Below are 20,428 nucleotides of genomic sequence, written 5' to 3'. Positions count from 1 at the left end.
AATGGGAATGAGAAGTTCCAGTTTGTCTTGTTGTTCTAATAAAACACTTGTGCAAGACCAAGTATGTACAGACTGGTCTATTACAGGTGCTGGTACTCAAATTGTATATACAAATAATATCACGCAAGAAGTATATGGTTCAGGTTACGTGAAGTATGATGTAGGTGCCAACCCGATTACAGTTGATTTTTTAGTAGGTGCAACAGTAGTTGATACAATTACTGTACAACCACAAAGTAGTGGTACTTTCACTGTCCGATATTTTACTACTGTCCGAATTACTACGACAGGAACGACTGTTAATCAAGGCGAGTTTTGTATTACAGTACGTTATCCAATTTCATAAAAAAGCATACCGTAAATGGTATGCTTTTTTTTTAGAAAGTAATGAAATTGGTATTCTATAAGCAACATGTAAATTCGCAACAGTACTTGCCTTCTAAATATAGTGAAGGATTACTTGTTATATTGATAATACTGACCGAGTGTAAATCTTTTCCTGTGTACGATATTGTATTACCAGGAAACACAGTGAAAATATTGGTTACTGTTCCAACGATTTGAATTGTAATTGCTTCGGTGCTGCTAGTACTATTGTAAACCGAGACAGTACCTGATATAAGTAATATCCCATCACTTTGCCATAGTATCATTGATTGTGATGCATCTTTGGCAGATGGGATGGTGTTATTAGTTATGAGGAAATTCCCTGCAAATTCATTTGTTACTCGCTCGCAATTTGGATTTGGAGGAGGGGGCGGTGGACAAGGGTCTGGACAAATAATAGATAAAGGAGCGAAACAACCGATATTTTTTTTATTCTTCAATACAACCCCTCCTTTTAAGTTGTCTTTTACTACTATTAAATGTAAAAGCATGGCCGATGTGTTAAAAAAAGAAGGAAATATTAAAAATTAAGATTGTCTAATAGGCTTAAACCTTAACTTATCATTAGCGTTATAGAAAAGATTATATGTGAATAGTCATAGGAAAAGAATGATCAGACTCTTTTAGACAAAAGGTGGTTGTATACAATAGTACGAGGAATGTTGGACTTAATTTCTAATTAACTGTATATTTACAAAAATCTAATAAAATTCATTTGTTATTTAAACGACATTAACATGTATTAGATAAAATAGCCCTTGTAATGAATCAATTATTATGAGGAGGATTCACGTGGACAGAACTGCTTTAAGAAAAGTAAAAGGCCTTATTGGATTATTAATGGTTTTTGTATTAGCGTTCGTATCATTTCCGTGGAGTACATCAGTCAAGGCAGAAGAGAAAAAGCAAGAAAAGGCATCAAGTGAGAAGAAGATAGTTTTTCCAGTTGTAAGTGATGTGCATATTAAAAATAGTGGAACGGATGATACGTTTCGCTGGAAAAGAGCGATTGAACAGTTTAATACATTAGCACCGAAGCAAGATGCATTTGTTATTGTAGGTGATTTCACAGATACAGGATCAGTGCAGCAATATGATCGTTTCATGCAAGTGTATAATGAAAATGCAAATAAAGATGCAGTGCGAATGAATTCACTCGGTAACCATGATTATTGGAACGGTTTATCTGTAGAGGGTGCACAGAAGCGTTTCTTAGAAAAAACAGGTATGGAATCAATTTATTATCATAAAGTGGTAAAAGGTTATCACTTCCTTGTTATGTCTCCGGAGAATGGAACAACTCATGGGTATTATTCAGACAAGCAAATTAATTGGTTAAAAGAAGAAATGGCAAAAGCGCAAAAAGATGATCCAGAAAAACCGATTTTTGTATTTTTACATCAACACATTAAAGAGACAGTATACGGTAGTCATGAATGGGGAACACAAGATAGCGCAAAAATTAATGCCGTATTAAAAGAATACCCACAAGTTATTACGTTTTCAGGTCATTCACATTATCCATTAGATGATCCAAGATCGATACATCAAAAAGACTTTACATCAGTTGGTACATCTTCAGTAAGTTATATGGAAGTTGAAGGTGGTAAAGTACAAGGGAATATCCCGCCAGGAGCTAGTACGTTAAGCCAAGGTTTATTAGTAGAAGTAGATGATGAAGAAGTAACGATTAATCGCCGTGATTTCCATACAAATTCTTGGACAGGCGAGCCTTGGAAAATTAAATTACCAGCAAAGAAAGAAACATTTACACATGTAGAAGATCGTGATAAAGAAAAGCCTTACTTTGCTAAGGATGCAAAGCTTGCTGTATCAAATGTAACAGAAAATGCGGCAACAGTAACATTCCCGCAAGCATTGGACAACCTTCTTGTTCACTCTTACCGTGTACAGGCTAGAGATAAGCAAACGGGTGAAATAAAAAATAAATTGTTAGCATTCTCAGAGTTTTATCGTGATCCAGTGCCAAAAGACCTTACATTTACACTTGCAGGATTAGATGGCGGGAAAACATATACACTTGAAGTCGTTGCAATCGATTCATTTGGCAATGAAACCGTACAGCCGTTAACTGCGGAAATTACTACGAAAAAAGATAATATTGACCCGAATGTGAAAGTACCAAAAGCTGATGTTTTCGATGTAAACTTTGCAGATGGTACATTTAAAGACAATTCACCATTTGGTACAAAAGGTGATGTGAAGGGAAATGTGACTATTGAATATGATAAAGCATTGAAAAAGAATGTGATGAAGTTAAACGGAAAATCTAATACATTTGGATACCTTTCATTTTCAGCAGCACAAAAAGAGAAAGTAGCAAATACATTTACGCTAGAAACGGTATTTTCAATGAATCAAATCCGTGGCCAAGGTATTTTGCAAAATACAGAGAGCGGCGGAATTGGATTTGAGTCTACAGGAAGTGGATATGTTGAATTATGGGCTCACATTGGTGGCAGCTATAAACGTGTTGGAGTTCAATTAGAAGCGAACAAAACGTATCATTTAACAGGAACGTATAACGGAAGTGAAGTGGCAATTTACGTAGATGGTAAAAAAGTAAATAGTCAGCCAGCTACTGGGAAAGTGTATCATCCAAACGTACCATTTGCATTTGGAGCGGATCCTGATAGTAACGGAAATGGTGGTATTCCGTTAAATGGACAAATCGCGCTTGCGAAATTATATAGTAAAGCGTTAAGTTCTTCAGAAGTATTAGCGGCGTACAATGAGTTCTCTAACCGTACGAAGTTAGAGCAAGTAAATGCGTTATTTGAAGAGCTTGGAAAAGTAAAAGAAGTGTTAGCTGGAACGTATGGATTTGGAGATAAGCCAGGTCAATATTCAAAGGAAGCATTTCAAGAATTAGAGAAAAGCTATAATAATGCAAAACAAGTGTTTGAAAATGTAGGGAGTACGGGAGAGCAAATCGTTCAAACATATAGCGAATTAAAAACAGCTAATGTAACATTTGTACAATCTAAAGTAGTAGAACAACCGAAAACACCGAAAGAAAAATTACAAATCAATATTGAATCTGCAAAAGTAGTAGTGAAAAAAGCTCAAGATGCAAATGTAACGGACGGTTCAGTGAAATCACTGAGTCAAAAAATTACAGTGGCCGAAGCTGTAGTGAAAGATGTAAAAGTAAAAGATGCACAGGTAGAAACGATGAATCGTACATTAGAGCATGCGATTTCACTCGTTGAAAAAAGTATGAACAAATAAGAGAGAGGAAAAGAAGCTTATCATGATAGGCTTCTTTTTTGTTATACTAAAAGTAGTATAGAATGAAGGAGCGAATAATTTGGAACAGAAAAAGCTAAAAAGAATTCTTGAATATGTATGGATCGCGGTTGTGCTCCTTGTAGGATATTATTTCTTAAAAGAGAAAAGTATTTGGGTTTTATTTTTAATGACTTTCTTATTAGCAGGACTAGGAACGTTATTTATTAACTTTTTCTTTGATAGTTTGAATGCCTGGAAGAATAAAAAGAAGGGAACGAAGTAAAGGAGGGAATATATGCAAAAGTGGAAGCTCATATATCAGGTGATTATTTTCCTATTGCTTGTAGGTATTGGAATGGTTAAATACGCAACGCCAATAGGAAATTGGGCATGGTTTACAGCTTGCATCGGCATATTTTTCATTTTACAATCGTTAACGAAAAAATATAATAGTACAGAAAAATAGCTCGCCGCTAAAACGGCGAGCTATTTTGTTATGCTTTTTTCTTTTCATCATTCGTTTTTTCGGTAGCTAAGTGACTATGTTTTCTAGAGTAGAAGAAATAGAAGCATAAGCCGACTATAAGCCAAACTGCAAAGCTAATCCATGTTGTTTTAGACAAATTGATCATTAAATATAAGCAGCAAAGAATCGCGACAACTGGTAATACAGGTACGAAAGGTGTACGGAATCCGCGTTTTAAGTCAGGATGTGTTTTTCGTAAAATAAGTACTGCGCAGCAAACGAATGTAAAGGCTGTTAACGTACCGATGTTTACTAAATTCGCTAGCAAATGTAAATCTAAAAGTCCTGCTAATAAAGCGGCAACAACGCCAGTAATCCACGTGTTTAATAAAGGGATTTTTACTCTTTTATTTACACGTGATAACGCTTTTGGAAGTAGACCGTCACGGCTCATCGCATACGAAACGCGAACTTGTCCATACATAACGACTAAAAGGACGGTTGTCATTCCAGTCATCGCTCCAACAGCGAGTAGTCCTGCAATTGTGTCCTCACCAACGAAATGCAATGCAAATGCAACTGGATCAGAAACGTCTAATTGCGTATAAGGAACCATACCTGTTAAAACGAAAGATACGATCATATATAAAACAGTACAAATAAGAAGAGAACCGATAATACCAATTGGTAAGTCACGCTGCGGTTTTTTCGTTTCTTCTGCAGCGGTTGCGATTGCATCAAAACCTAAAAAGGCGAAGAATACAGTGGCAGCTCCGGTAATAATACCGTCGTATCCGAATGGAATGAACGGTGTCCAGTTTTCAGGCTTTACATATTTTGCGCCTGCTACGATAAAGGCAATGATAACAGCTAGTTTAATAAGAACCATAATATTATTAATGCGTGCACTTTCACGTATACCAAAACTTAAAAGGCCGGTAATAAGAAGTAAAATGCAGACAGCTGGTAAATCGATGAGACCACCTTTTCCTACGCCGGGGGCCGAGGCGATTATGGCGGGCAGGTGTATATTGAACCCTTGTAGTAATGATTGCAAATAACCAGACCAACCGACAGCTACTGCCGCGACTGCAAGTAAATATTCGAGCATTAAACACCATCCGACGATGAAGGCGACGACTTCTCCGACTGTCATATATGCGTAAGTATACACACTTCCTGAGACAGGAATAGAAGAAGCAAATTCAGCATAACAAAAGGCTACACAAGCACAAGTAAATGCAGCAATAAGGAATGATAGCATAATACCAGGACCAGAATGTTTTGCTGCAACAATACCTGTTAATACAAAGATCCCTGTCCCAATTACGGCGCCGATTCCTAAGAACGTTAAATCGAGTGCTGTTAATGTTCTCTCGAGTTGCTTTGGTGATTCAGTACTAAGCGCTTTTTTTCGTAATAATGACTTCACTTTGGACTCTCCCTCCATTTTTTCATTTCCATAACGGCGGCTATAGTATGAGCCCATGAGAAAAGAGTAAGTAAGGAAGTGGAGGTGCAGTTATGGTATGTAGTTTTTTAAAATTGCTGGATTAATCTTAATATAATTCAGAATATTTTGTCAAATAAAAATATGACAAATAAAATGCGGATCAATAGGGGAAACTACTTGCAGAAATGGACGGGGGTTAACGACCCACTGATTAAAGTTAAAGTAGGAGCAGATGCTATGTTATTTTATTTTGAACTTGTCGTCATTTTACTTTGTACGAAATTAGCTGGTGACATTAGTGTGAGACTTGGTCAGCCTTCTGTACTTGGTAAGTTAATTGTCGGTATTATTATCGGTCCAGCTGTACTCGGTATTATTAATAGTTCTGAACTAATTGATGAACTGAGTGAGATTGGTGTTTTGTTACTTATGTTTATGGCGGGACTTGAAACAGATTTAGAAGAGTTAAATCGGAATTTGAAATCGTCATTTGCAGTAGCGGCTGGTGGAATTATTTTTCCTTTCATCGGTGGTTATGTAACAGGATTGCTGTTTGGATTAATGCAGTCCCATGCCATTTTTTTAGGATTATTACTTTGCGCAACATCGGTTAGTATTACGGTGCAGACGCTACGTGATTTAGGAAAAATGAATACGAGAGAAAGTACAACAATTTTAGGTGCTGCTGTATTTGATGATGTCATTGTCGTTATTTTATTGGCATTTGTAATGAGTTTTTTAGGAACACAAGATGTAAATATAACACTTGTCATTGCAAAGAAAATTATTTTCTTTGTAAGTATTGTTTTTATTGCTTGGAAAGTCGTTCCTTGGATTATGAAAATGCTTGTCCCGCTTCGTGTAACAGAAGCGTTAATTAGCGCGGCTCTTATTATTTGCTTCTCTTTTTCTTATTACAGTGAAATGATGGGAATTGCAGGCATTATTGGAGCATTTGCAGCAGGAATTGCTATTTCTCAAACAGAGTATAAGCATGAAGTGGAACATAAAATTGAACCGATTGCTTATGCAATATTTGTTCCAGTATTCTTCGTAAGTATCGGAATGGAAATTACATTTCAAGGCATTGGAAGCCAGCTTTGGTTCATTATTATTATGACCCTCATTGCGATTTTCACAAAGTTAATTGGATCAGGTTTAGGAGCGAGATTGACAGGTTTTAATCTCCAATCTTCTATTAGTATTGGCGCGGGGATGGTATCACGTGGTGAAGTAGCACTTATCATCGCAGCAAATGGACTTACGGCGAATTTATTAGCGAAAGAAAATTTCACAGCGATTGTTATTGTTGTTATATTGACGACGATTATTACACCGCCACTTTTGAAGAAATATTTTGTATAGAGAGGAAGGGCTTATCTGATGCAGGTAAGCTCTTTTTTTATTCCAAAAAGCAATGGTCATATAGCATGAAGGGTTTGTAATTATGGTAAAATCTATGTATGTGATATGACAAGGAGAGGGAAGTGTGAAGATTACGAAGGAGAAGGTTATCGGTGTAATCGTACTTATTGCAGTATGTATACCATTTACTGCATGGAAAGAATCAAAAGTGAAAGATTTTCCGGTTTCTATTTTTTCGGAAGAAGCAGATGGTGAGTACGGTCAGAAGCTGAAATATACTGCTTTTTTACCTGATGTTGCGATTTGGATGAACGGTTGGAAAGAGAAGTGGACAGAAGGAGAAAGAACTGTTTATCAAAAAGGGAATCGCATTGTAAATGTGTTTCATCCTCCTGGCGATGATGGTTTTTACCTTCTTGAAGCAAGAGAAAATAAGTGAACGCCAACCGTAAGAAGTGGAGGTTAAATAGTGAAAGCTTCAACATTACTATTTAAAATTGAAAGTAATATGGATCAATTTTCACCAGCTGAAAAGAAGGTTGCCATGTACATAATGGAGAATGCAGAGATTGTTCCGAACTTAACGACGAAAGAAGTGTCAACGAATGCAGGCGCAAGTGAGGCGAGTGTCGTTCGTTTTTGTAAGTCGATTGGGATCGGAAGTTTTAAAGCATTTAAGATAGCACTCGTTCGTGAATTAACGATTGCTGATTATAATATTAACGATTTTTCAGTGATGAATACGGAAGATGGACCGTACGATTTGTTTAATAAAGTCACTTATGTGAATAAAGCTGCAATTGAGGCGAGCGTTACTGCGATAGATAAGAAGGAACTTGAGAAAGCTGCAGATCGTATTGTCAATGCGGGCAAAATTATATTTTACGGCGTAGGTGGATCAGCTACGCCAGCAATGGATGGGGCGTATAAATTTACACGGCTTGGATTTACAGCGATGATGCTATCTGATTTTCATATGATGTTGCCGCTTGTGACGAATTTAAAAGAAGGCGATATATTTGTTGCGATTTCAACATCTGGTCGAACGAGAGATGTGCTTGAAATGGCGCAGTATGCAAAGAGACAAGGTGCAACTGTTATTGGAATTACGAAGCTAGATCAATCATCCCCCTTATATAAAGAAGCGGACATTCGTCTTTGTATGCCAGATGTAGAACAAGATCATCGTATTGCAAGTATTGCGTCGAGAATGACGCAACTGAATATGATTGATGCTTTATATGTGATTACTTTCAACCGAATTGGCAATAAAGTATTGGATCAATTTATGGAGACGCGAGAAGAAGCGTTGCGGTTACGGAAGTTAAAGTAGAAGAAAAGATGAGGAGACTCATCTTTTTTTATCCCGCTATTTGCCGGGCAGTAAGACCCCCACTTCAAAATTCAGCGGAAGCAAAGAAAGTTAGGTGGGGGATCAACTGCCCGTAAAAGCCCGATTGGTGCGGGCTAATAATCAGTGGGGATGAACAAAACCCCCACTGATTAAAGTTTCACTTTATTATCTTTGACAAAAATATGTCATGTTGTGAAATTTTATTTCATAAAATAAGAAAGAGTTATTGATTTTTAGTTTCTTGAAGTTATAATAAAAGTGTGAAATATAATTTCAAAGAGGGTGGAAATATGTTAGAAAATTTATCGACAGAACATCGTAATGAGAAAACAATGAATCTGGATGAAATGAGCATAAAAGAAGTGTTGCAAAGTATGAATGAAGAAGATCGAACTGTTGCGTTAGCAGTTGAAAAAGAGATAGAACAAATTGAAAAGGTTGTACAGACTGTTATTAAATCTTTTGAAGAAGAGGGACGCTTAATTTACATTGGTGCTGGTACGAGTGGTCGTTTAGGTATTCTAGATGCAGTGGAATGTCCGCCGACATTTGGCACGGATGATAAAATGGTGCAAGGATTTATAGCAGGTGGATTGAAAGCGTTTACCAAGGCGGTGGAAGGTGCCGAAGATCGCGAAGAGTTAGCAGAAGAAGATTTAAAAAGTATTGGATTAAATGAGAAAGATACAGTGATTGGAATTGCTGCAAGTGGTAGAACTCCTTACGTAATTGGCGGCTTGAAATACGCACAGAGCGTAGGAGCGAGTACAGCAAGTATTTCTTGTAATAAAAATGCTGAAATAAGTAAATATGCAAAGTTAAATGTGGAAGTAGAGACAGGTGCAGAAATATTAACAGGATCAACGCGTTTAAAAGCTGGTACAGCACAAAAATTAGTGCTGAATATGATTTCAACAGCTTCGATGATTGGTGTAGGAAAAGTATATAAAAACTTAATGGTAGATGTTCAATCCACAAATGAAAAGTTAGTAGAACGGTCAAAACGAATTATTGTGGAAGCAACAGGCGCTAGTTATGAAGTAGCGGCAGAGTATTATGAAAAGGCAGAACGTAACGTAAAAGCTGCCATTGTTATGGTGTTGTTGCAGTGTGAGTATGGGGAAGCACTGGAGAAACTAAAATACGCAAAAGGGTTTGTGAAGAAAGCACTATAAAATAATAGGGAGGGGGATTCTATTATGAAGAAAGAAGAGAGAATGGCCAAGGAAATTTCGGAGCAACTTGGGGGAATAAAAAACATTCGTAGTATTGCTCATTGTATGACGAGACTACGTTTAACGCTTCATGATGAAAGTAAAGTAAACATGGACCTTTTGAAAAAAGTTGAAGGTGTTATGGGTGTTATAGAAGATGAGACGCTTCAAGTTGTCGTTGGCCCAGGAACAGTAAATAAAGTAGCAGCTAAAATGGAAGGTTTGACAGGACTACGAATTGGTGAGGTAGCAGATCATCACCTTGAAGATATTGGGCAAGAGATGAAGTCAGAGATTAAGAAGAAAAATAATACCCCAGTGAAAAACTTTTTACGAAAAATAGGAAGTATTTTTATTCCGTTAATTCCGGGGCTTGTTGCGTCAGGAATTATAAACGGGGTTGCTAACTTTGCGAAAAACGCTGGTGCTGATCCAAATGCAACATGGTTACAAATGTTACTACTCATTGGCGGCGGTATCTTTACATTCTTAGGAATTTTAGTCGGCTGGAATACAGCGAAAGAGTTTGGCGGGACACCGGTTCTTGGGGCAATTGCTGGTATTTTAATTTTTAACCCGGCGATGGCAAACGTAAAATTGTTTGGTGAAGCATTAGTGCCCGGACGGGGCGGATTGTTTGCAGTTATTTTTGCAGCATGGCTTATGGTTGTAGTGGAAAGACAAGTTCGAAAAGCAGTGCCAAATGCAGTTGATATTATCGTGACACCACTCATTACTGTATTAGTTGTAAGTATCGTAACGATGTTAGCCATTCAGCCATTAGCAGGTTTCTTATCAGATGGTATTACGAGCGGAATTAATGCTATTTTAAATATTGGCGGAGCATTTGCTGGCGCAGTACTTGCGGGAACATTTTTACCTCTCGTTATGGTCGGATTACATCACGGTTTAACACCAATTCATATGGAATTTATTAATCAAACACACGTAACACCTTTATTACCGGTACTCGCAATGGCTGGTGCTGGCCAAGTGGGCGCAGCGATTGCAATTTATGTAAAAACAAAAAATAAACGACTTCGTAATGTGATTAAAGGTGGATTGCCAGTTGGCTTTTTAGGAATTGGTGAGCCGTTATTATACGGGGTTACATTACCACTTGGGAAACCGTTTATTACTGCTTGTTTAGGAGCGGCTGTCGGTGGTGCATTCCAAGCAGTTATGCAAACGGCTTCACTTGGAATTGGCGTATCAGGGCTATCTTTAATTCCGTTAATTGCTGACAATAAATATTTACTATATTTCTTAGGTTTAGTAATTGCATATGCTTTCGGATTTATCTTCACGTACTTCTTCGGATTTAAAGAAGAAATGGCAGAAAACATATAGAGAAAGGGATTCCTTTCTCTTTTTCTATTAATAGAAAGGGAGATTTATATGATCGGAGTTTCCATTTATCTTTCAAAAGAACGAGTAGAGAAACAAGAAGAGTGGCTAAAAGTAGCGAAGGAAAATGGATTTACATCTATTTTTACATCACTGCACATTCCAGAAGATGATCCAAATACGTATAAAGAGTTAATTCAAATATTAGGGAAACAAGCTCTTGCACATGAAATGGAGTTAATGGTTGATGTTTCTCCAAAATCGTTACACCATTTAGGGCTAACATATGAAAATGTGGAAGAGCTATTGGACTGGGGCATTACCGGTTTAAGAATGGATTACGGCATTGCGCCAAAAGAAATTGCAAGCGTATCTCATAAGATGAAAGTAGCTTTAAATGCGAGTACGATTACAAAGTCATTTTGGAAAGAGTTACTTACAGAACATATACGAGTAGAGAATGTAGAAGCGTGGCATAATTTTTACCCACGTCCAGAGACAGGACTAGCAAGGTCCTTCTTACAAAAGCAAAATCAATATTTACAGGAGTGCGGAATAAAAACGATGGCATTTATTCCAGGAGATGCGGAAAAACGTGGTCCGTTATATGAAGGTTTACCGACGTTAGAGAAACACCGCAATATGCGCCCGCTTGAAGCGTATTTAGAACTGGTTCAAGATTGTGGCGTCGATAAAGTGTTGATTGGGGATATAAGCGCAGGTTCGGAAAGCATGGAAGAAGTAGCTAGTGCGGGTAGAGGGATTATTCCATTGCGTTACAAATCATTTATAACTGATAAAGAAGTATTAAAAGTGGTGGAGCAAGTGCATACAAATAGACTAGATCCGGCTCGTGATGTTATTCGATCTGTAGAATCAAGGGAAGGAAATAGAGTGGTGTTACAGCCGATGCATACAATTGTAAGAAAGAAGGGCAGTATTACAATTGATAATGAATTGTACGGTAGATATGCAGGGGAGATGCAAGTTGCCACACATGATTTACCTGTAGATGAGAAAGTGAATGTTGTTGGAATGGTTGTGGAAGAGGACGTTTCTTTACTGCCTTATATTGGCGCTGGAAAAATGTTTCAACTTTTTTTATGCGATAGAATAAAAGCTTGAATTAGCGCTATTTTGTAGGAAAACATTATCCGTAAAAGGGATAATGTTTTTTGTTTTCTTTAAAAAAGTATTTGACGAATGAAATAAAATACCGTATTGTTTTGACTTGTGAATAAAAGTTCACCATAACAAAACAAAAAGGAGAGTTCAAAATGAATCAATATATTGGGAATTTAATTATTCGTATCGTGTTAGGAGTTACGTTCTTTGCACATGGTTTAGCAAAGTTTCAATCAGGTATCGATAATGTAGCAGGATGGTTTACAAGCATCGGTTTACCAGGTGGCCTTGCATACGGCGTAGCAGCTGTAGAATTAGTTGGTGGTATATTATTAATTATCGGTTTAGGTGTACGATATGTAGGATTGTTATTCGCTCTTATTTTAGCTGGAGCTATCGTAAAGGTAAATGGAGCAGCAGGTTTATTAGGAGATGGAAAGAATCCAGGATATGAATTAGATCTTGCATTATTATCAATGGGTGCGTATTTATTCGTAGTAAAAGCAGAAGGATATGTAGATCGTTTCTTAAAAGAGAAAGTAATGAAAACGAAGTAAATTTTATTTATAAATTGTTGACTTGAAGAATTATTGTAACTATAATGATTACAACTAATGAATTACGAATGAAACAATTTAAATATTTTTTTACACAAGATGTAACTACATTGGTTACGTCTTGTGTAAAAATAAATAAACGGGAGGAAGTAATATGCCTAAATCAAATTTAGAAATTATTCAAAGCACGTATGAAGGATCAGCTTCTTCGAATGCAAAGCATTTAGCAGAGGCCCTCTCTGAAAAAGTGGAATGGACAGAGGCAGAAGGTTTCCCGTATGGCGGAACATATAAAGGCGTAGAAGCTATAATGGAAAATGTATTTAGCCGTTTAGGATCAGAATGGGATGATTATAAAGCAAGTGTAAATACATATCATGAAGTAAACGGAAAAGATGTAATTATTGCTGAAGGTATGTATTCTGGAGTTTATAAAGAAACAGGAAAATCATTTGAAGCAGAATTTGTTCATGTATGGCAGCTTGAGAACGGAAAAATCGTGAAGTTTAAGCAGTATGTAGATAGTCATATTGTTAGGGAAGCGATGAAGAGCTAATGCTTTCTAAATGGATTGTAGGTATATGTATTACCATTATGGTAATCATCTCTTCTATAGTTGGCGGAAAGAAATTGCTTGCATATGTGGAAAAAGAAAATACAAATATTCAAACCGAGCGAGCGGCAAACGAAAAAGAGAAAAAAGCTGCAGAAGAAGCTCCGCAAATTAGTGAAGGTGAAATTATTTCTACTATGCATAAAATGGTCCACCAAAAGGTAAAATCCTCTGAAAAATGGGGATTTGTAGAGATGACAAAAAAGGAAATTTCTAATATAAAAAGAGATATTGAAAATAGTACAGGTTTTCAATATAAAATGAAGTTATTTTCTATTATAAATAGATGGGAAAAAGGAGATTTTTCTCAAACTGTTGAGGAGCATAACTTTTTATGGAGCCTTCAAGGTGGAGATACTGGCAAGGCGACGGAACGTTTATCGCCAGAAGAGGAAAAGCAGTATATAAAAGAAATGAAGAGAAAATAAAAACATCGCCAACCCAGATGACGATGTTTTTTCATTAAGAATGTTTTCGCATTAAAGGTCTAACAGGCTGAACGGCAACAGTTTTAAAATGAGAAAATAAATAACATCCTGTTACAACGACAATTGTTCCTAAAATTTGTATCCACGTTAATTCTTCTCCGAGGAATATGAATGCTAAAATGGCTGTGAAAATTGGATTGAAGTTTAGAAAAATACCTGATGTAGTTGCGCCTAATTTTTGTACGCCAATATTCCAAAATACCATACAAAGAACTGTCGAAATAAGCCCAGTATATAAAAGTGATGTGATGAAAGAAGTATTTATATTTGAAACAGTGAAGCTACCTATGTTAAACGGTAGTAATAAAATAACGCCGAAAATACCAGAGTACAACGTTGCCATAAGTGGTGTAGTTGTTTTTGTTGCCCATTTACTACAAACAGAATAGATTCCCCAAATACAAACTGCTGCAATCATCCATAAATCGCCACTATTAAAATGTAGTGAAAATAAAAGCGAGAAATCACCTTTTAATAGGACGAGGATAACCCCGAAGAATGAAAGAATCATGGATAGGATTTGAAGTGTATTTACTTTTTCTTTTAGAAATAATACTGAAAATAATGCGATTGAAATTGCATTCAATGTAGAGATAAGACCTACATTCGTAGCGGATGTTTTTTCTAATGCTAAAAATTGAAAGATGTTAAAAAGAGCGACCCCTGAAATTCCCATCAATATTAACGGAAGTATTGCGGTACGTGGTGGAAGGATTTTCTTTTCTTTAAACCATACCATTGGTAATAAACAAACAATTGCAATCATCCATCTTAAATTTGTCAGTGTCATCGGCGATGCATGATCAACGAGTGATTTTCCAACGACAAAATTTCCTCCCCATAATAAGCTCGTTAGTAATAGTAAAAAGACGTAAAAATAAGGCATGCTAAAATCCCCTTTTTTGTAATCAATACGAATTGTAAATAATTTTAGCATTTTTCTTTATTGTGTAATATATTCTTTTGTATAATGGTTAAAACTCGATAAAATATTTATCTATGAATGATATTTACGGAATGATATTCAGTTTTGGGTAAATTATAAGGTATTTTTTCGAATAATCATCGGTAAGAAAAAAGGGGGAATTGTAATGGAGTCGTCTGTTATTAAAGTGTTGGATGATTTGGATGTACAAATTTTAGATATATTGCAGAAGGAGTCACAAGTAAGTAATGCAGAGCTGGCACGTCGCGTTAATTTATCACCGGCTGCGATGCATGCAAGAATAAAAAGGTTAGATGGGGAAGGTTTCATCGATAAGCAAGTTGCGATTTTAAATCAAGAAAAGCTTGGATTTGATTTATTATGCTTTATTTTTATGAGTACGAATATTCATCAATTTGACAAGTTGGAAGTGTTGGAGAAAGAATTAGAATCGATGCCAGAAGTGTTAGAATGTCACTGTTTAACAGGAGAGTACGATTATTTATTAAAGGTTGCAAATCGTGATCGTAAAGAACTAGAGCAGTTTATTAGAAAGCTGAATAAGCTTGGTATTACAAGGATACAGACAAGTTTAGCACTTCGTGAAATTAAATATTCGACGGTATTGCCGATACGAAATGAGGAACCGAGCATCGATTAGATTGCTTGGTTTTTTGTTTGTATAAATTGATTGACGAGGAGAAAAGAGAGATGTATTATTATATAAAAATATGAATTAAAATTCATTTTGAGTTATAAATATTAATATCGAGGGCAAGGGGATGTAATATGAAAATCTGTAATGCGGTGACGAGTGATGTGAAAGAAATTTATAGTCTTATTGAGGTTTATGCAAAAGAGGGAGTTGTTTTACCACGTTCTCTTTTGTCTCTTTATCAATATTTGCAATGTTTATATGTTATGAAAGAAGACGAGAGAATTGTTGGAGTTGCTGGATTACATGTATTAGGGGAAGATCTTGCAGAAATACGATCGTTAGTAGTTTCGCATACATATGCAGGGAAAGGGATAGGGCGTATGCTCGTAAATCATGTAATGGAGGAAGCTACGAAAATAAATGTAAGAAGAGTAATTTCCTTAACATATGAAACAGTATTTTTTCAAAAGTGTGGATTTGCTTTTGTAAATAAAGAAACGTTGCCAGAGAAAGTATGGATTGATTGTAGACATTGCCCAAAGGTGGATTATTGTGATGAAGTGGCGATGGTGCGGTATGTTGGATGAAAAATTTATAGGGAAAAAGTTCCCACTATTATTTACATATATAGTGGGAATATATATTTCCATAAGAAATGGACAGGTTATTAAGAATTTGAATTCTTTTGTCTCACGGCAAAATTATAAAGTGGATCTTTAAGTTCATAGTTATACGTTAAACCGTCGACAATTCCTACAACTTTATCATTATCATAAAGATCGAGCATAAATTGTGCCATTTGTTTTGCAGTGTGGAATTTTGGTACAACATTATCGTATTGGAATTCATCAATATCAAATGAACGTTTCGCAAATTCTGTTTCAGTTGCAGCAGGAGCTAAAACTTTTGCTTGCAGTTTTGCGCCTTGTTCTTTCAGTTCGTGAGACAGCCCTTCTGTAAAGACACTTACATAGAATTTCGTAGCGCAATACGTAATAGCATCAGCAACAATTGTGTATCCGCCGCCCGATGAAACGTTAATAAGCTGTGTTCCATCAACCATTGAATAATCTCGAACGAAAAGAGAAGAGAGTATTGTTAGTGCTTCTATATTGACATGCAACATCGTCTCTATTTTATTTAAATTTTGTTCAGCAATTGAGGCGAAATTACCAAAACCTGCGTTGTTAATCCACGTTTCAATTTGAAAAGCTTGTAGGCTTTCATAAAGTTTATAAACATCTTCAGTCACAGATAAATCAGTTTTTCGAATGACAACATCCAACTCAGGATGCATTTCGTTAATTTTCAATTTTAATCCGTTTAATTCTTCTTGTCTTCGAGCTACAAGTACTAAATTTTTTCCGCGAGATGCAAATGCTAAAGCTGTTTCATAACCAATTCCAGAACTTGCGCCAGTAATAACCGTGTATTTCATATAACATCCCCCTAAATTCAAATTCATTTATGGTTAGATTGTATTTGTTAGAGTATACTCTAAGTCAAATGTTTTTTATAAATTTGATTCGGTCATAAAATATATGAGGGTAAGCATATGGAGGGAGTTTGAGTATGTACACAATTAGCGAGGTAGCAAAGTTATTAGGAGTGAGCACATATACACTACGCTATTATGAAAAGGAAAATATATTAATTGCAAATCGTGATACAAATGGAAATCGACTTTACGAAGAGTCACATATAAAGTGGTTGCAGTTTGTAATGAAATTAAAACAAACGCAAATGCCAATAGCGAAAATAAGAGAATACGCTAGACTATATACAGAAGGGGAGCATACAACAGAAGCTCGTTTACAGCTCCTAGAAGATCATAGGAAATCTATTCAGATTCAAAGAGAAAACTTAGAGGTTACAGAGAAGATGCTTGAGAATAAAATTAGTGCATACAAAAACTTATTGGAAAATAAATAGATGGTTGTTATGTGATGAAAAATGGATTTGATCTATGAGTATTTCATCATAGTGTACGGACAAATAAAAAAGAGCAGCTAGCAAAAGCTAACTGCTCCATTCAAGGGATCTCTCCAAGGGGGAGTGGAGAAAATATTATGTTACTAGCAGTATTAACAGATTATTGAGAAATATACAAATCGGATGAAAGAAATTTTAAAAAAACTTTCGGCATTGACAGTTTTTAAAATGTTCATGTACAATATATATGAATGACATTCAGTCATTTTTTATGTGACAGGATGTAGTTAGTTTAAAAATGGAACAAATACAATGGTAAATGAGGATGATAGTTGTTTTTATATAGTATTGATGAAAAAGTATATTTTTTTAAAACAAAAATGACTGATAGTCAGTCATAAGAGGTGAGAGGTATGAAAAATAGAGCTTGGTTATATGTCATATTAACATGTATCTTTGAAATTTTTTGGGTGTTTGGTTTTAATACGGCTAATACTTGGTGGCATTGGATTATTATTTTAGGAGTTATCGCTGTTGATTTTCACTTCCTTTCTAAAGCGTGTGAACATCTTGCAACAGGGACTGTATATGCTGTTTTCGCCGGAGCTGGTACGGTAGGTACTTTCTTGATGGATGTATTTCTTTTCGGAGGAAGTTTCAGTGTAGGGAAGTTATTCTTTATCGTGATGGTTGTAGCTGGCGTTATCGGTTTAAAGCTTGCTGATAATAAAGAAGAAACTGTGGAAGGAGCTGCTTAAAGATGGGTTGGTTTTTCGTATTTTGTGCTGCAATTAGTGAAATAGTCGGTGTGATAGGACTTAAAATGTATAGTAAAGATAAAACATTAGCCAATGGTGCGATTTATATAGGCGGGTTTGCTACATCCTTCGCATTTTTGTATACTTCCTTCTTATTTTTACAAGTAAGTGTCGCGTATGCGGTTTGGATTGGTATAGGAACAGCAGGTGCAGTTTTGTTAAACATGTTCTTGTTTGGTGAGTCGAAAAGCAAAGCGCGTATTATTAGTGTGTTTCTTATTGTATGTGGAGTGACAGGATTAAAGGCACTTTCTTAAAGATATATTGTATTTTTATCTCCTAATTGTTTATTAGGAGATTTTATTATAAAAAAATGACTTCCTCTTAGAGTTCACTATCATTGACAGTACAATCAATTATCTTATAAAATGAGTGACAGTCATTCAATATGCGTGTGAAAGGGTTTAGATGATGAATAAAAAAGAGAAAATTGTCTATGCAGCTATTGAAGTGTTTCAGGAAAAGGGCGTCGAAAAAACGAAGATTTCTGATATCGTGAAATTAGCTGGCATTGCGCAAGGAACTTTCTATTTATATTTTCCTTCTAAGCTATCTGTTATGCCTGCAATAGCAGAAGTGATGGTTGAAAAGATGATACTTGCAGTGAAAGAGAAAGTACAAAAAGATGTACCTTTTTCAAATAAAGTGGCACAAGTAATCGATGCGGTGTTTCACTTTATAGAGGAATACCGTGAAATACAAGCTTTAATGTATGCGGGTCTTGCATCTACAGAACATATAAAAGAGTGGGAAGCTGTGTATGAGCCTCTTTATATGTGGTTAAGTGAATTTTTAAGTGAGGCGAAAGAAGCTGGTGAAATTCGTGATTCGGTTCACGCAGAACGAACAGCGAAGTTATTTATCGCTCTTGTTGAATCAGCAGCGGAACAAGTTTATTTATATGATCATAAAGATGATGAGCAAGTCGAGCTACAAAAGGCAGAAGTACTAGATTTTTTAACACATGCACTACATATAAAGAAGTAGTAAGATGAACCTGTCTGAAAAGGTAGGTTCATTTTTGAGGAAAACTGAATGATAGTCATTCACCTAATGCTTATGTATGTGTGGAAGGATAGAGTGAAATTCTAATGAGTGGAGGCATCTTCACTCATTACTAGCCCGCAAAGAGCAGGATAAAGAAAAAGCTTCTTGGGCATTATTTTTTGAGAGGAACTTACGGGAAGAGGTGTTAAAAAGTGAAGAAACAGATAAAAGAACAAAAGATGGTATTGGTCATTCTTTTGAGTAATATATTTATCGCTTTTCTAGGGATTGGATTAATCATTCCGGTTATGCCGTCCTTTATGAATGATATGAGTTTAACAGGGAAGACGATGGGATATCTCGTTGCAGTATTTGCAATGGCACAGCTCATTACTTCACCTATTACAGGCCGATGGGTTGATCTTTACGGTAGGAAGAAAATGATAATCATTGGATTATTTATTTTTGGTGTTTCAGAGCTTCTTTTTGGATTGGGAAAAGATGTATGGATGCTTTATGTAGCAAGGGTGTTAGGTGGAATTAGTGCTGCGTTTATTATGCCTGGTGTTACGGCATATGTTGCGGATATTACATCTATTCAGGAACGTCCAAAGGCGATGGGATACTTATCTGCAGCGATTAGTACTGGATTCATTATAGGGCCTGGAATCGGCGGATTTATTGCAGAATACGGTATACGTGTGCCGTTTTTCGTTGCAGCAGCGATTGCCTTTATAGCATGTGTGATTTCGATATTTATTTTAAAAGAACCGTTAACGAAAGAAGAACTTGCAGAGATTTCTTCTAATACGAAGGAATCAAGTTTTATTGGTGATTTAAAGAAATCATTACATCCAATGTATGCAATTGCATTTATTATCGTATTTGTACTCGCATTCGGATTATCAGCGTATGAAACAGTGTTTAGCTTGTTCTCTGATCATAAATTTGGTTTCTCGCCGAAAGATATTGCAGCAATTATTACAATTAGTTCAATCTTTGGGGTAGTTGTGCAAGTATTTATGTTTGGCAAATTGGTAGACATGTTCGGTGAGAAAGTGTTAATTCAAATATGTTTAATTGTAGGTGCAGTATTAGCATTCGTCTCAACTGTAGTCTTTAATTATTGGATTGTACTTCTCGTTACTTGCTTCATTTTCTTAGCATTTGATTTACTTCGTCCAGCTTTAACGACATTTTTATCAAAAGCAGCTGGAAAAGAGCAAGGATTCGTCGCTGGTATGAACTCAACTTATACGAGTTTAGGTAATATCGCAGGACCAGCGATGGGTGGAATATTATTTGATATGAATATTCATTATCCATATGCATTTTCAGGCGTTGTTTTAATAGTTGGTCTCGGCATTACATTTATGTGGAGAGAGAAACAGTTGGCTGAAAGTTTTGCTAAGTAATAAAACCCCTTACGACGTGAAGTGAACCCTGAAAACGGGACACCTATCAAAACACCTAAACCACTTGTTCCC

The 20,428-nt window shown here is 36.0% G+C and carries 25 protein-coding genes; 21 read left to right on the top strand and 4 right to left on the bottom strand.

The window, feature by feature from the left end; translation table 11 throughout:
* Nucleotide 1: 1 nt before the first annotated feature.
* Nucleotides 2–346 (top strand): DUF3992 domain-containing protein, encoded by a 345-nt coding sequence (locus ACODS7_RS18645; RefSeq protein ID WP_000525819.1) that lies wholly within the window; start codon nucleotides 2–4, stop codon nucleotides 344–346.
* Between the two features lie 55 nt (nucleotides 347–401).
* On the opposite strand, the gene ACODS7_RS18640 is transcribed toward ACODS7_RS18645, so the two are convergent.
* Nucleotides 402–782 carry an S-Ena type endospore appendage gene (locus tag ACODS7_RS18640; RefSeq protein WP_231577690.1) on the bottom strand — a complete coding sequence of 127 codons (381 nt, stop codon included), beginning with the start codon at nucleotides 780–782 and terminating at the stop codon, nucleotides 402–404.
* Between ACODS7_RS18640 and ACODS7_RS18635 the strand changes: the two genes are divergently transcribed.
* The 4 genes from ACODS7_RS18635 (at nucleotide 670) to ACODS7_RS18620 (ending at nucleotide 4,105) form a co-directional block, all read left to right on the top strand.
* Nucleotides 670–918 (top strand): hypothetical protein, encoded by a 249-nt coding sequence (locus ACODS7_RS18635; RefSeq protein WP_003269593.1) that lies wholly within the window; start codon nucleotides 670–672, stop codon nucleotides 916–918. The genes ACODS7_RS18640 and ACODS7_RS18635 overlap by 113 nt on opposite strands.
* Before the next feature lie 261 nt (nucleotides 919–1,179).
* Nucleotides 1,180–3,639, top strand: a complete 2,460-nt coding sequence (locus ACODS7_RS18630; RefSeq protein WP_243168742.1) for a LamG-like jellyroll fold domain-containing protein — start codon at nucleotides 1,180–1,182, stop codon at nucleotides 3,637–3,639.
* A gap of 79 nt (nucleotides 3,640–3,718) precedes the next feature.
* The gene (locus ACODS7_RS18625) at nucleotides 3,719–3,922 is read left to right on the top strand and encodes a hypothetical protein (protein ID WP_000435797.1); all 204 of its coding nucleotides are present in this window, start codon (nucleotides 3,719–3,721) and stop codon (nucleotides 3,920–3,922) included.
* A gap of 12 nt (nucleotides 3,923–3,934) precedes the next feature.
* A complete protein-coding gene (locus tag ACODS7_RS18620) occupies nucleotides 3,935–4,105 on the top strand; it encodes a hypothetical protein (RefSeq protein WP_016082737.1) in 171 nt (56 codons plus the stop codon).
* Between the two features lie 28 nt (nucleotides 4,106–4,133).
* Here ACODS7_RS18620 and bcaP read toward each other — a convergent pair whose 3' ends face one another.
* Nucleotides 4,134–5,594 carry a branched-chain amino acid transporter BcaP gene (gene bcaP, locus ACODS7_RS18615; RefSeq protein ID WP_172452147.1) on the bottom strand — a complete coding sequence of 487 codons (1,461 nt, stop codon included), beginning with the start codon at nucleotides 5,592–5,594 and terminating at the stop codon, nucleotides 4,134–4,136.
* Nucleotides 5,595–5,699: 105 nt separating this feature from the next.
* On the opposite strand from bcaP, the gene ACODS7_RS18610 reads away from it, so the two are divergent.
* The 9 genes from ACODS7_RS18610 to ACODS7_RS18570 all read left to right on the top strand — a co-directional run bounded on the left by ACODS7_RS18610 (nucleotide 5,700) and on the right by ACODS7_RS18570 (nucleotide 13,561).
* The gene (locus tag ACODS7_RS18610) at nucleotides 5,700–6,923 is read left to right on the top strand and encodes a cation:proton antiporter (protein WP_050427771.1); all 1,224 of its coding nucleotides are present in this window, start codon (nucleotides 5,700–5,702) and stop codon (nucleotides 6,921–6,923) included.
* A gap of 124 nt (nucleotides 6,924–7,047) precedes the next feature.
* Nucleotides 7,048–7,362, top strand: a complete 315-nt coding sequence (locus ACODS7_RS18605; RefSeq protein ID WP_000704960.1) for a hypothetical protein — start codon at nucleotides 7,048–7,050, stop codon at nucleotides 7,360–7,362.
* Between the two features lie 30 nt (nucleotides 7,363–7,392).
* Nucleotides 7,393–8,256 (top strand): MurR/RpiR family transcriptional regulator, encoded by an 864-nt coding sequence (locus ACODS7_RS18600; RefSeq protein ID WP_000648168.1) that lies wholly within the window; start codon nucleotides 7,393–7,395, stop codon nucleotides 8,254–8,256.
* 311 nt (nucleotides 8,257–8,567) lie between these two features.
* Nucleotides 8,568–9,452 carry an N-acetylmuramic acid 6-phosphate etherase gene (gene murQ / locus ACODS7_RS18595; RefSeq protein ID WP_000892345.1) on the top strand — a complete coding sequence of 295 codons (885 nt, stop codon included), beginning with the start codon at nucleotides 8,568–8,570 and terminating at the stop codon, nucleotides 9,450–9,452.
* A gap of 24 nt (nucleotides 9,453–9,476) precedes the next feature.
* Entirely contained in the window at nucleotides 9,477–10,841 is a 1,365-nt protein-coding gene (locus ACODS7_RS18590) for a PTS transporter subunit EIIC (protein ID WP_000711299.1), read from the top strand.
* Between the two features lie 48 nt (nucleotides 10,842–10,889).
* Nucleotides 10,890–11,963, top strand: coding sequence for a DUF871 domain-containing protein (locus ACODS7_RS18585; protein ID WP_098137992.1), 1,074 nt, complete (start codon nucleotides 10,890–10,892; stop codon nucleotides 11,961–11,963).
* A 152-nt stretch (nucleotides 11,964–12,115) separates the two neighbouring features.
* On the top strand, nucleotides 12,116–12,520 hold the full coding sequence (locus ACODS7_RS18580; protein WP_029443244.1) for a DoxX family protein: 405 nt from the start codon (nucleotides 12,116–12,118) through the stop codon (nucleotides 12,518–12,520).
* Nucleotides 12,521–12,674: 154 nt separating this feature from the next.
* Nucleotides 12,675–13,076 (top strand): nuclear transport factor 2 family protein, encoded by a 402-nt coding sequence (locus ACODS7_RS18575; protein WP_016082734.1) that lies wholly within the window; start codon nucleotides 12,675–12,677, stop codon nucleotides 13,074–13,076.
* A complete protein-coding gene (locus tag ACODS7_RS18570) occupies nucleotides 13,076–13,561 on the top strand; it encodes a PRK06770 family protein (RefSeq protein ID WP_029443245.1) in 486 nt (161 codons plus the stop codon). Before ACODS7_RS18575 ends, ACODS7_RS18570 begins: the two co-directional genes overlap by 1 nt.
* Before the next feature lie 34 nt (nucleotides 13,562–13,595).
* Here the strand turns inward: ACODS7_RS18570 and ACODS7_RS18565 are convergent, their stop codons facing one another.
* Nucleotides 13,596–14,507, bottom strand: coding sequence for a DMT family transporter (locus ACODS7_RS18565; protein WP_001146242.1), 912 nt, complete (start codon nucleotides 14,505–14,507; stop codon nucleotides 13,596–13,598).
* 205 nt (nucleotides 14,508–14,712) lie between these two features.
* On the opposite strand from ACODS7_RS18565, the gene ACODS7_RS18560 reads away from it, so the two are divergent.
* A complete protein-coding gene (locus ACODS7_RS18560; RefSeq protein ID WP_000446097.1) occupies nucleotides 14,713–15,207 on the top strand; it encodes an Lrp/AsnC family transcriptional regulator in 495 nt (164 codons plus the stop codon).
* 128 nt (nucleotides 15,208–15,335) lie between these two features.
* On the top strand, nucleotides 15,336–15,791 hold the full coding sequence (locus tag ACODS7_RS18555; protein WP_050842641.1) for an N-acetyltransferase: 456 nt from the start codon (nucleotides 15,336–15,338) through the stop codon (nucleotides 15,789–15,791).
* 80 nt (nucleotides 15,792–15,871) lie between these two features.
* On the opposite strand, the gene ACODS7_RS18550 is transcribed toward ACODS7_RS18555, so the two are convergent.
* Nucleotides 15,872–16,642, bottom strand: a complete 771-nt coding sequence (locus ACODS7_RS18550) for an SDR family NAD(P)-dependent oxidoreductase (RefSeq protein WP_243168741.1) — start codon at nucleotides 16,640–16,642, stop codon at nucleotides 15,872–15,874.
* Between the two features lie 134 nt (nucleotides 16,643–16,776).
* Between ACODS7_RS18550 and ACODS7_RS18545 the strand changes: the two genes are divergently transcribed.
* From ACODS7_RS18545 to ACODS7_RS18525, 5 genes are all read left to right on the top strand, one after another.
* Nucleotides 16,777–17,136: a MerR family transcriptional regulator gene (locus tag ACODS7_RS18545; protein WP_043936790.1), complete on the top strand. Its 360-nt coding sequence runs from the start codon at nucleotides 16,777–16,779 to the stop codon at nucleotides 17,134–17,136.
* Nucleotides 17,137–17,549: 413 nt separating this feature from the next.
* A complete protein-coding gene (locus ACODS7_RS18540; protein WP_000796022.1) occupies nucleotides 17,550–17,894 on the top strand; it encodes a DMT family transporter in 345 nt (114 codons plus the stop codon).
* A gap of 2 nt (nucleotides 17,895–17,896) precedes the next feature.
* Entirely contained in the window at nucleotides 17,897–18,211 is a 315-nt protein-coding gene (locus ACODS7_RS18535; protein WP_000539671.1) for a DMT family transporter, read from the top strand.
* A 151-nt stretch (nucleotides 18,212–18,362) separates the two neighbouring features.
* On the top strand, nucleotides 18,363–18,941 hold the full coding sequence (locus tag ACODS7_RS18530; RefSeq protein WP_003269603.1) for a TetR/AcrR family transcriptional regulator: 579 nt from the start codon (nucleotides 18,363–18,365) through the stop codon (nucleotides 18,939–18,941).
* Between the two features lie 212 nt (nucleotides 18,942–19,153).
* Nucleotides 19,154–20,356, top strand: coding sequence for an MFS transporter (locus ACODS7_RS18525; RefSeq protein ID WP_243168740.1), 1,203 nt, complete (start codon nucleotides 19,154–19,156; stop codon nucleotides 20,354–20,356).
* The last annotated feature ends 72 nt before the right edge of the window (nucleotides 20,357–20,428 follow it).

Source organism: Bacillus sp. FG16, from assembly GCF_057809515.1.
Note: the sequence above shows the minus strand (reverse complement) of the source record. Positions and strands in the feature narration are given on the sequence as shown.

Bases quoted from the DNA above. Each gene is read 5' to 3' on its own strand.
- ACODS7_RS18585 (WP_098137992.1), top strand. From the start codon at position 10,890: ATGATCGGAGTTTCCATTTATCTTTCAAAAGAACGAGTAGAGAAACAA.
- ACODS7_RS18620 (WP_016082737.1), top strand. From the start codon at position 3,935: ATGCAAAAGTGGAAGCTCATATATCAGGTGATTATTTTCCTATTGCTT.
- ACODS7_RS18550 (WP_243168741.1), bottom strand. From the start codon at position 16,642: ATGAAATACACGGTTATTACTGGCGCAAGTTCTGGAATTGGTTATGAA.
- ACODS7_RS18570 (WP_029443245.1), top strand. From the start codon at position 13,076: ATGCTTTCTAAATGGATTGTAGGTATATGTATTACCATTATGGTAATC.
- ACODS7_RS18575 (WP_016082734.1), top strand. From the start codon at position 12,675: ATGCCTAAATCAAATTTAGAAATTATTCAAAGCACGTATGAAGGATCA.
- ACODS7_RS18580 (WP_029443244.1), top strand. From the start codon at position 12,116: ATGAATCAATATATTGGGAATTTAATTATTCGTATCGTGTTAGGAGTT.
- murQ (WP_000892345.1), top strand. From the start codon at position 8,568: ATGTTAGAAAATTTATCGACAGAACATCGTAATGAGAAAACAATGAAT.
- ACODS7_RS18560 (WP_000446097.1), top strand. From the start codon at position 14,713: ATGGAGTCGTCTGTTATTAAAGTGTTGGATGATTTGGATGTACAAATT.
- ACODS7_RS18565 (WP_001146242.1), bottom strand. From the start codon at position 14,507: ATGCCTTATTTTTACGTCTTTTTACTATTACTAACGAGCTTATTATGG.
- ACODS7_RS18590 (WP_000711299.1), top strand. From the start codon at position 9,477: ATGAAGAAAGAAGAGAGAATGGCCAAGGAAATTTCGGAGCAACTTGGG.
- ACODS7_RS18540 (WP_000796022.1), top strand. From the start codon at position 17,550: ATGAAAAATAGAGCTTGGTTATATGTCATATTAACATGTATCTTTGAA.
- ACODS7_RS18555 (WP_050842641.1), top strand. From the start codon at position 15,336: ATGAAAATCTGTAATGCGGTGACGAGTGATGTGAAAGAAATTTATAGT.
- ACODS7_RS18545 (WP_043936790.1), top strand. From the start codon at position 16,777: ATGTACACAATTAGCGAGGTAGCAAAGTTATTAGGAGTGAGCACATAT.
- ACODS7_RS18645 (WP_000525819.1), top strand. From the start codon at position 2: ATGGGAATGAGAAGTTCCAGTTTGTCTTGTTGTTCTAATAAAACACTT.
- ACODS7_RS18610 (WP_050427771.1), top strand. From the start codon at position 5,700: ATGACAAATAAAATGCGGATCAATAGGGGAAACTACTTGCAGAAATGG.
- ACODS7_RS18535 (WP_000539671.1), top strand. From the start codon at position 17,897: ATGGGTTGGTTTTTCGTATTTTGTGCTGCAATTAGTGAAATAGTCGGT.
- bcaP (WP_172452147.1), bottom strand. From the start codon at position 5,594: ATGGGCTCATACTATAGCCGCCGTTATGGAAATGAAAAAATGGAGGGA.
- ACODS7_RS18530 (WP_003269603.1), top strand. From the start codon at position 18,363: ATGATGAATAAAAAAGAGAAAATTGTCTATGCAGCTATTGAAGTGTTT.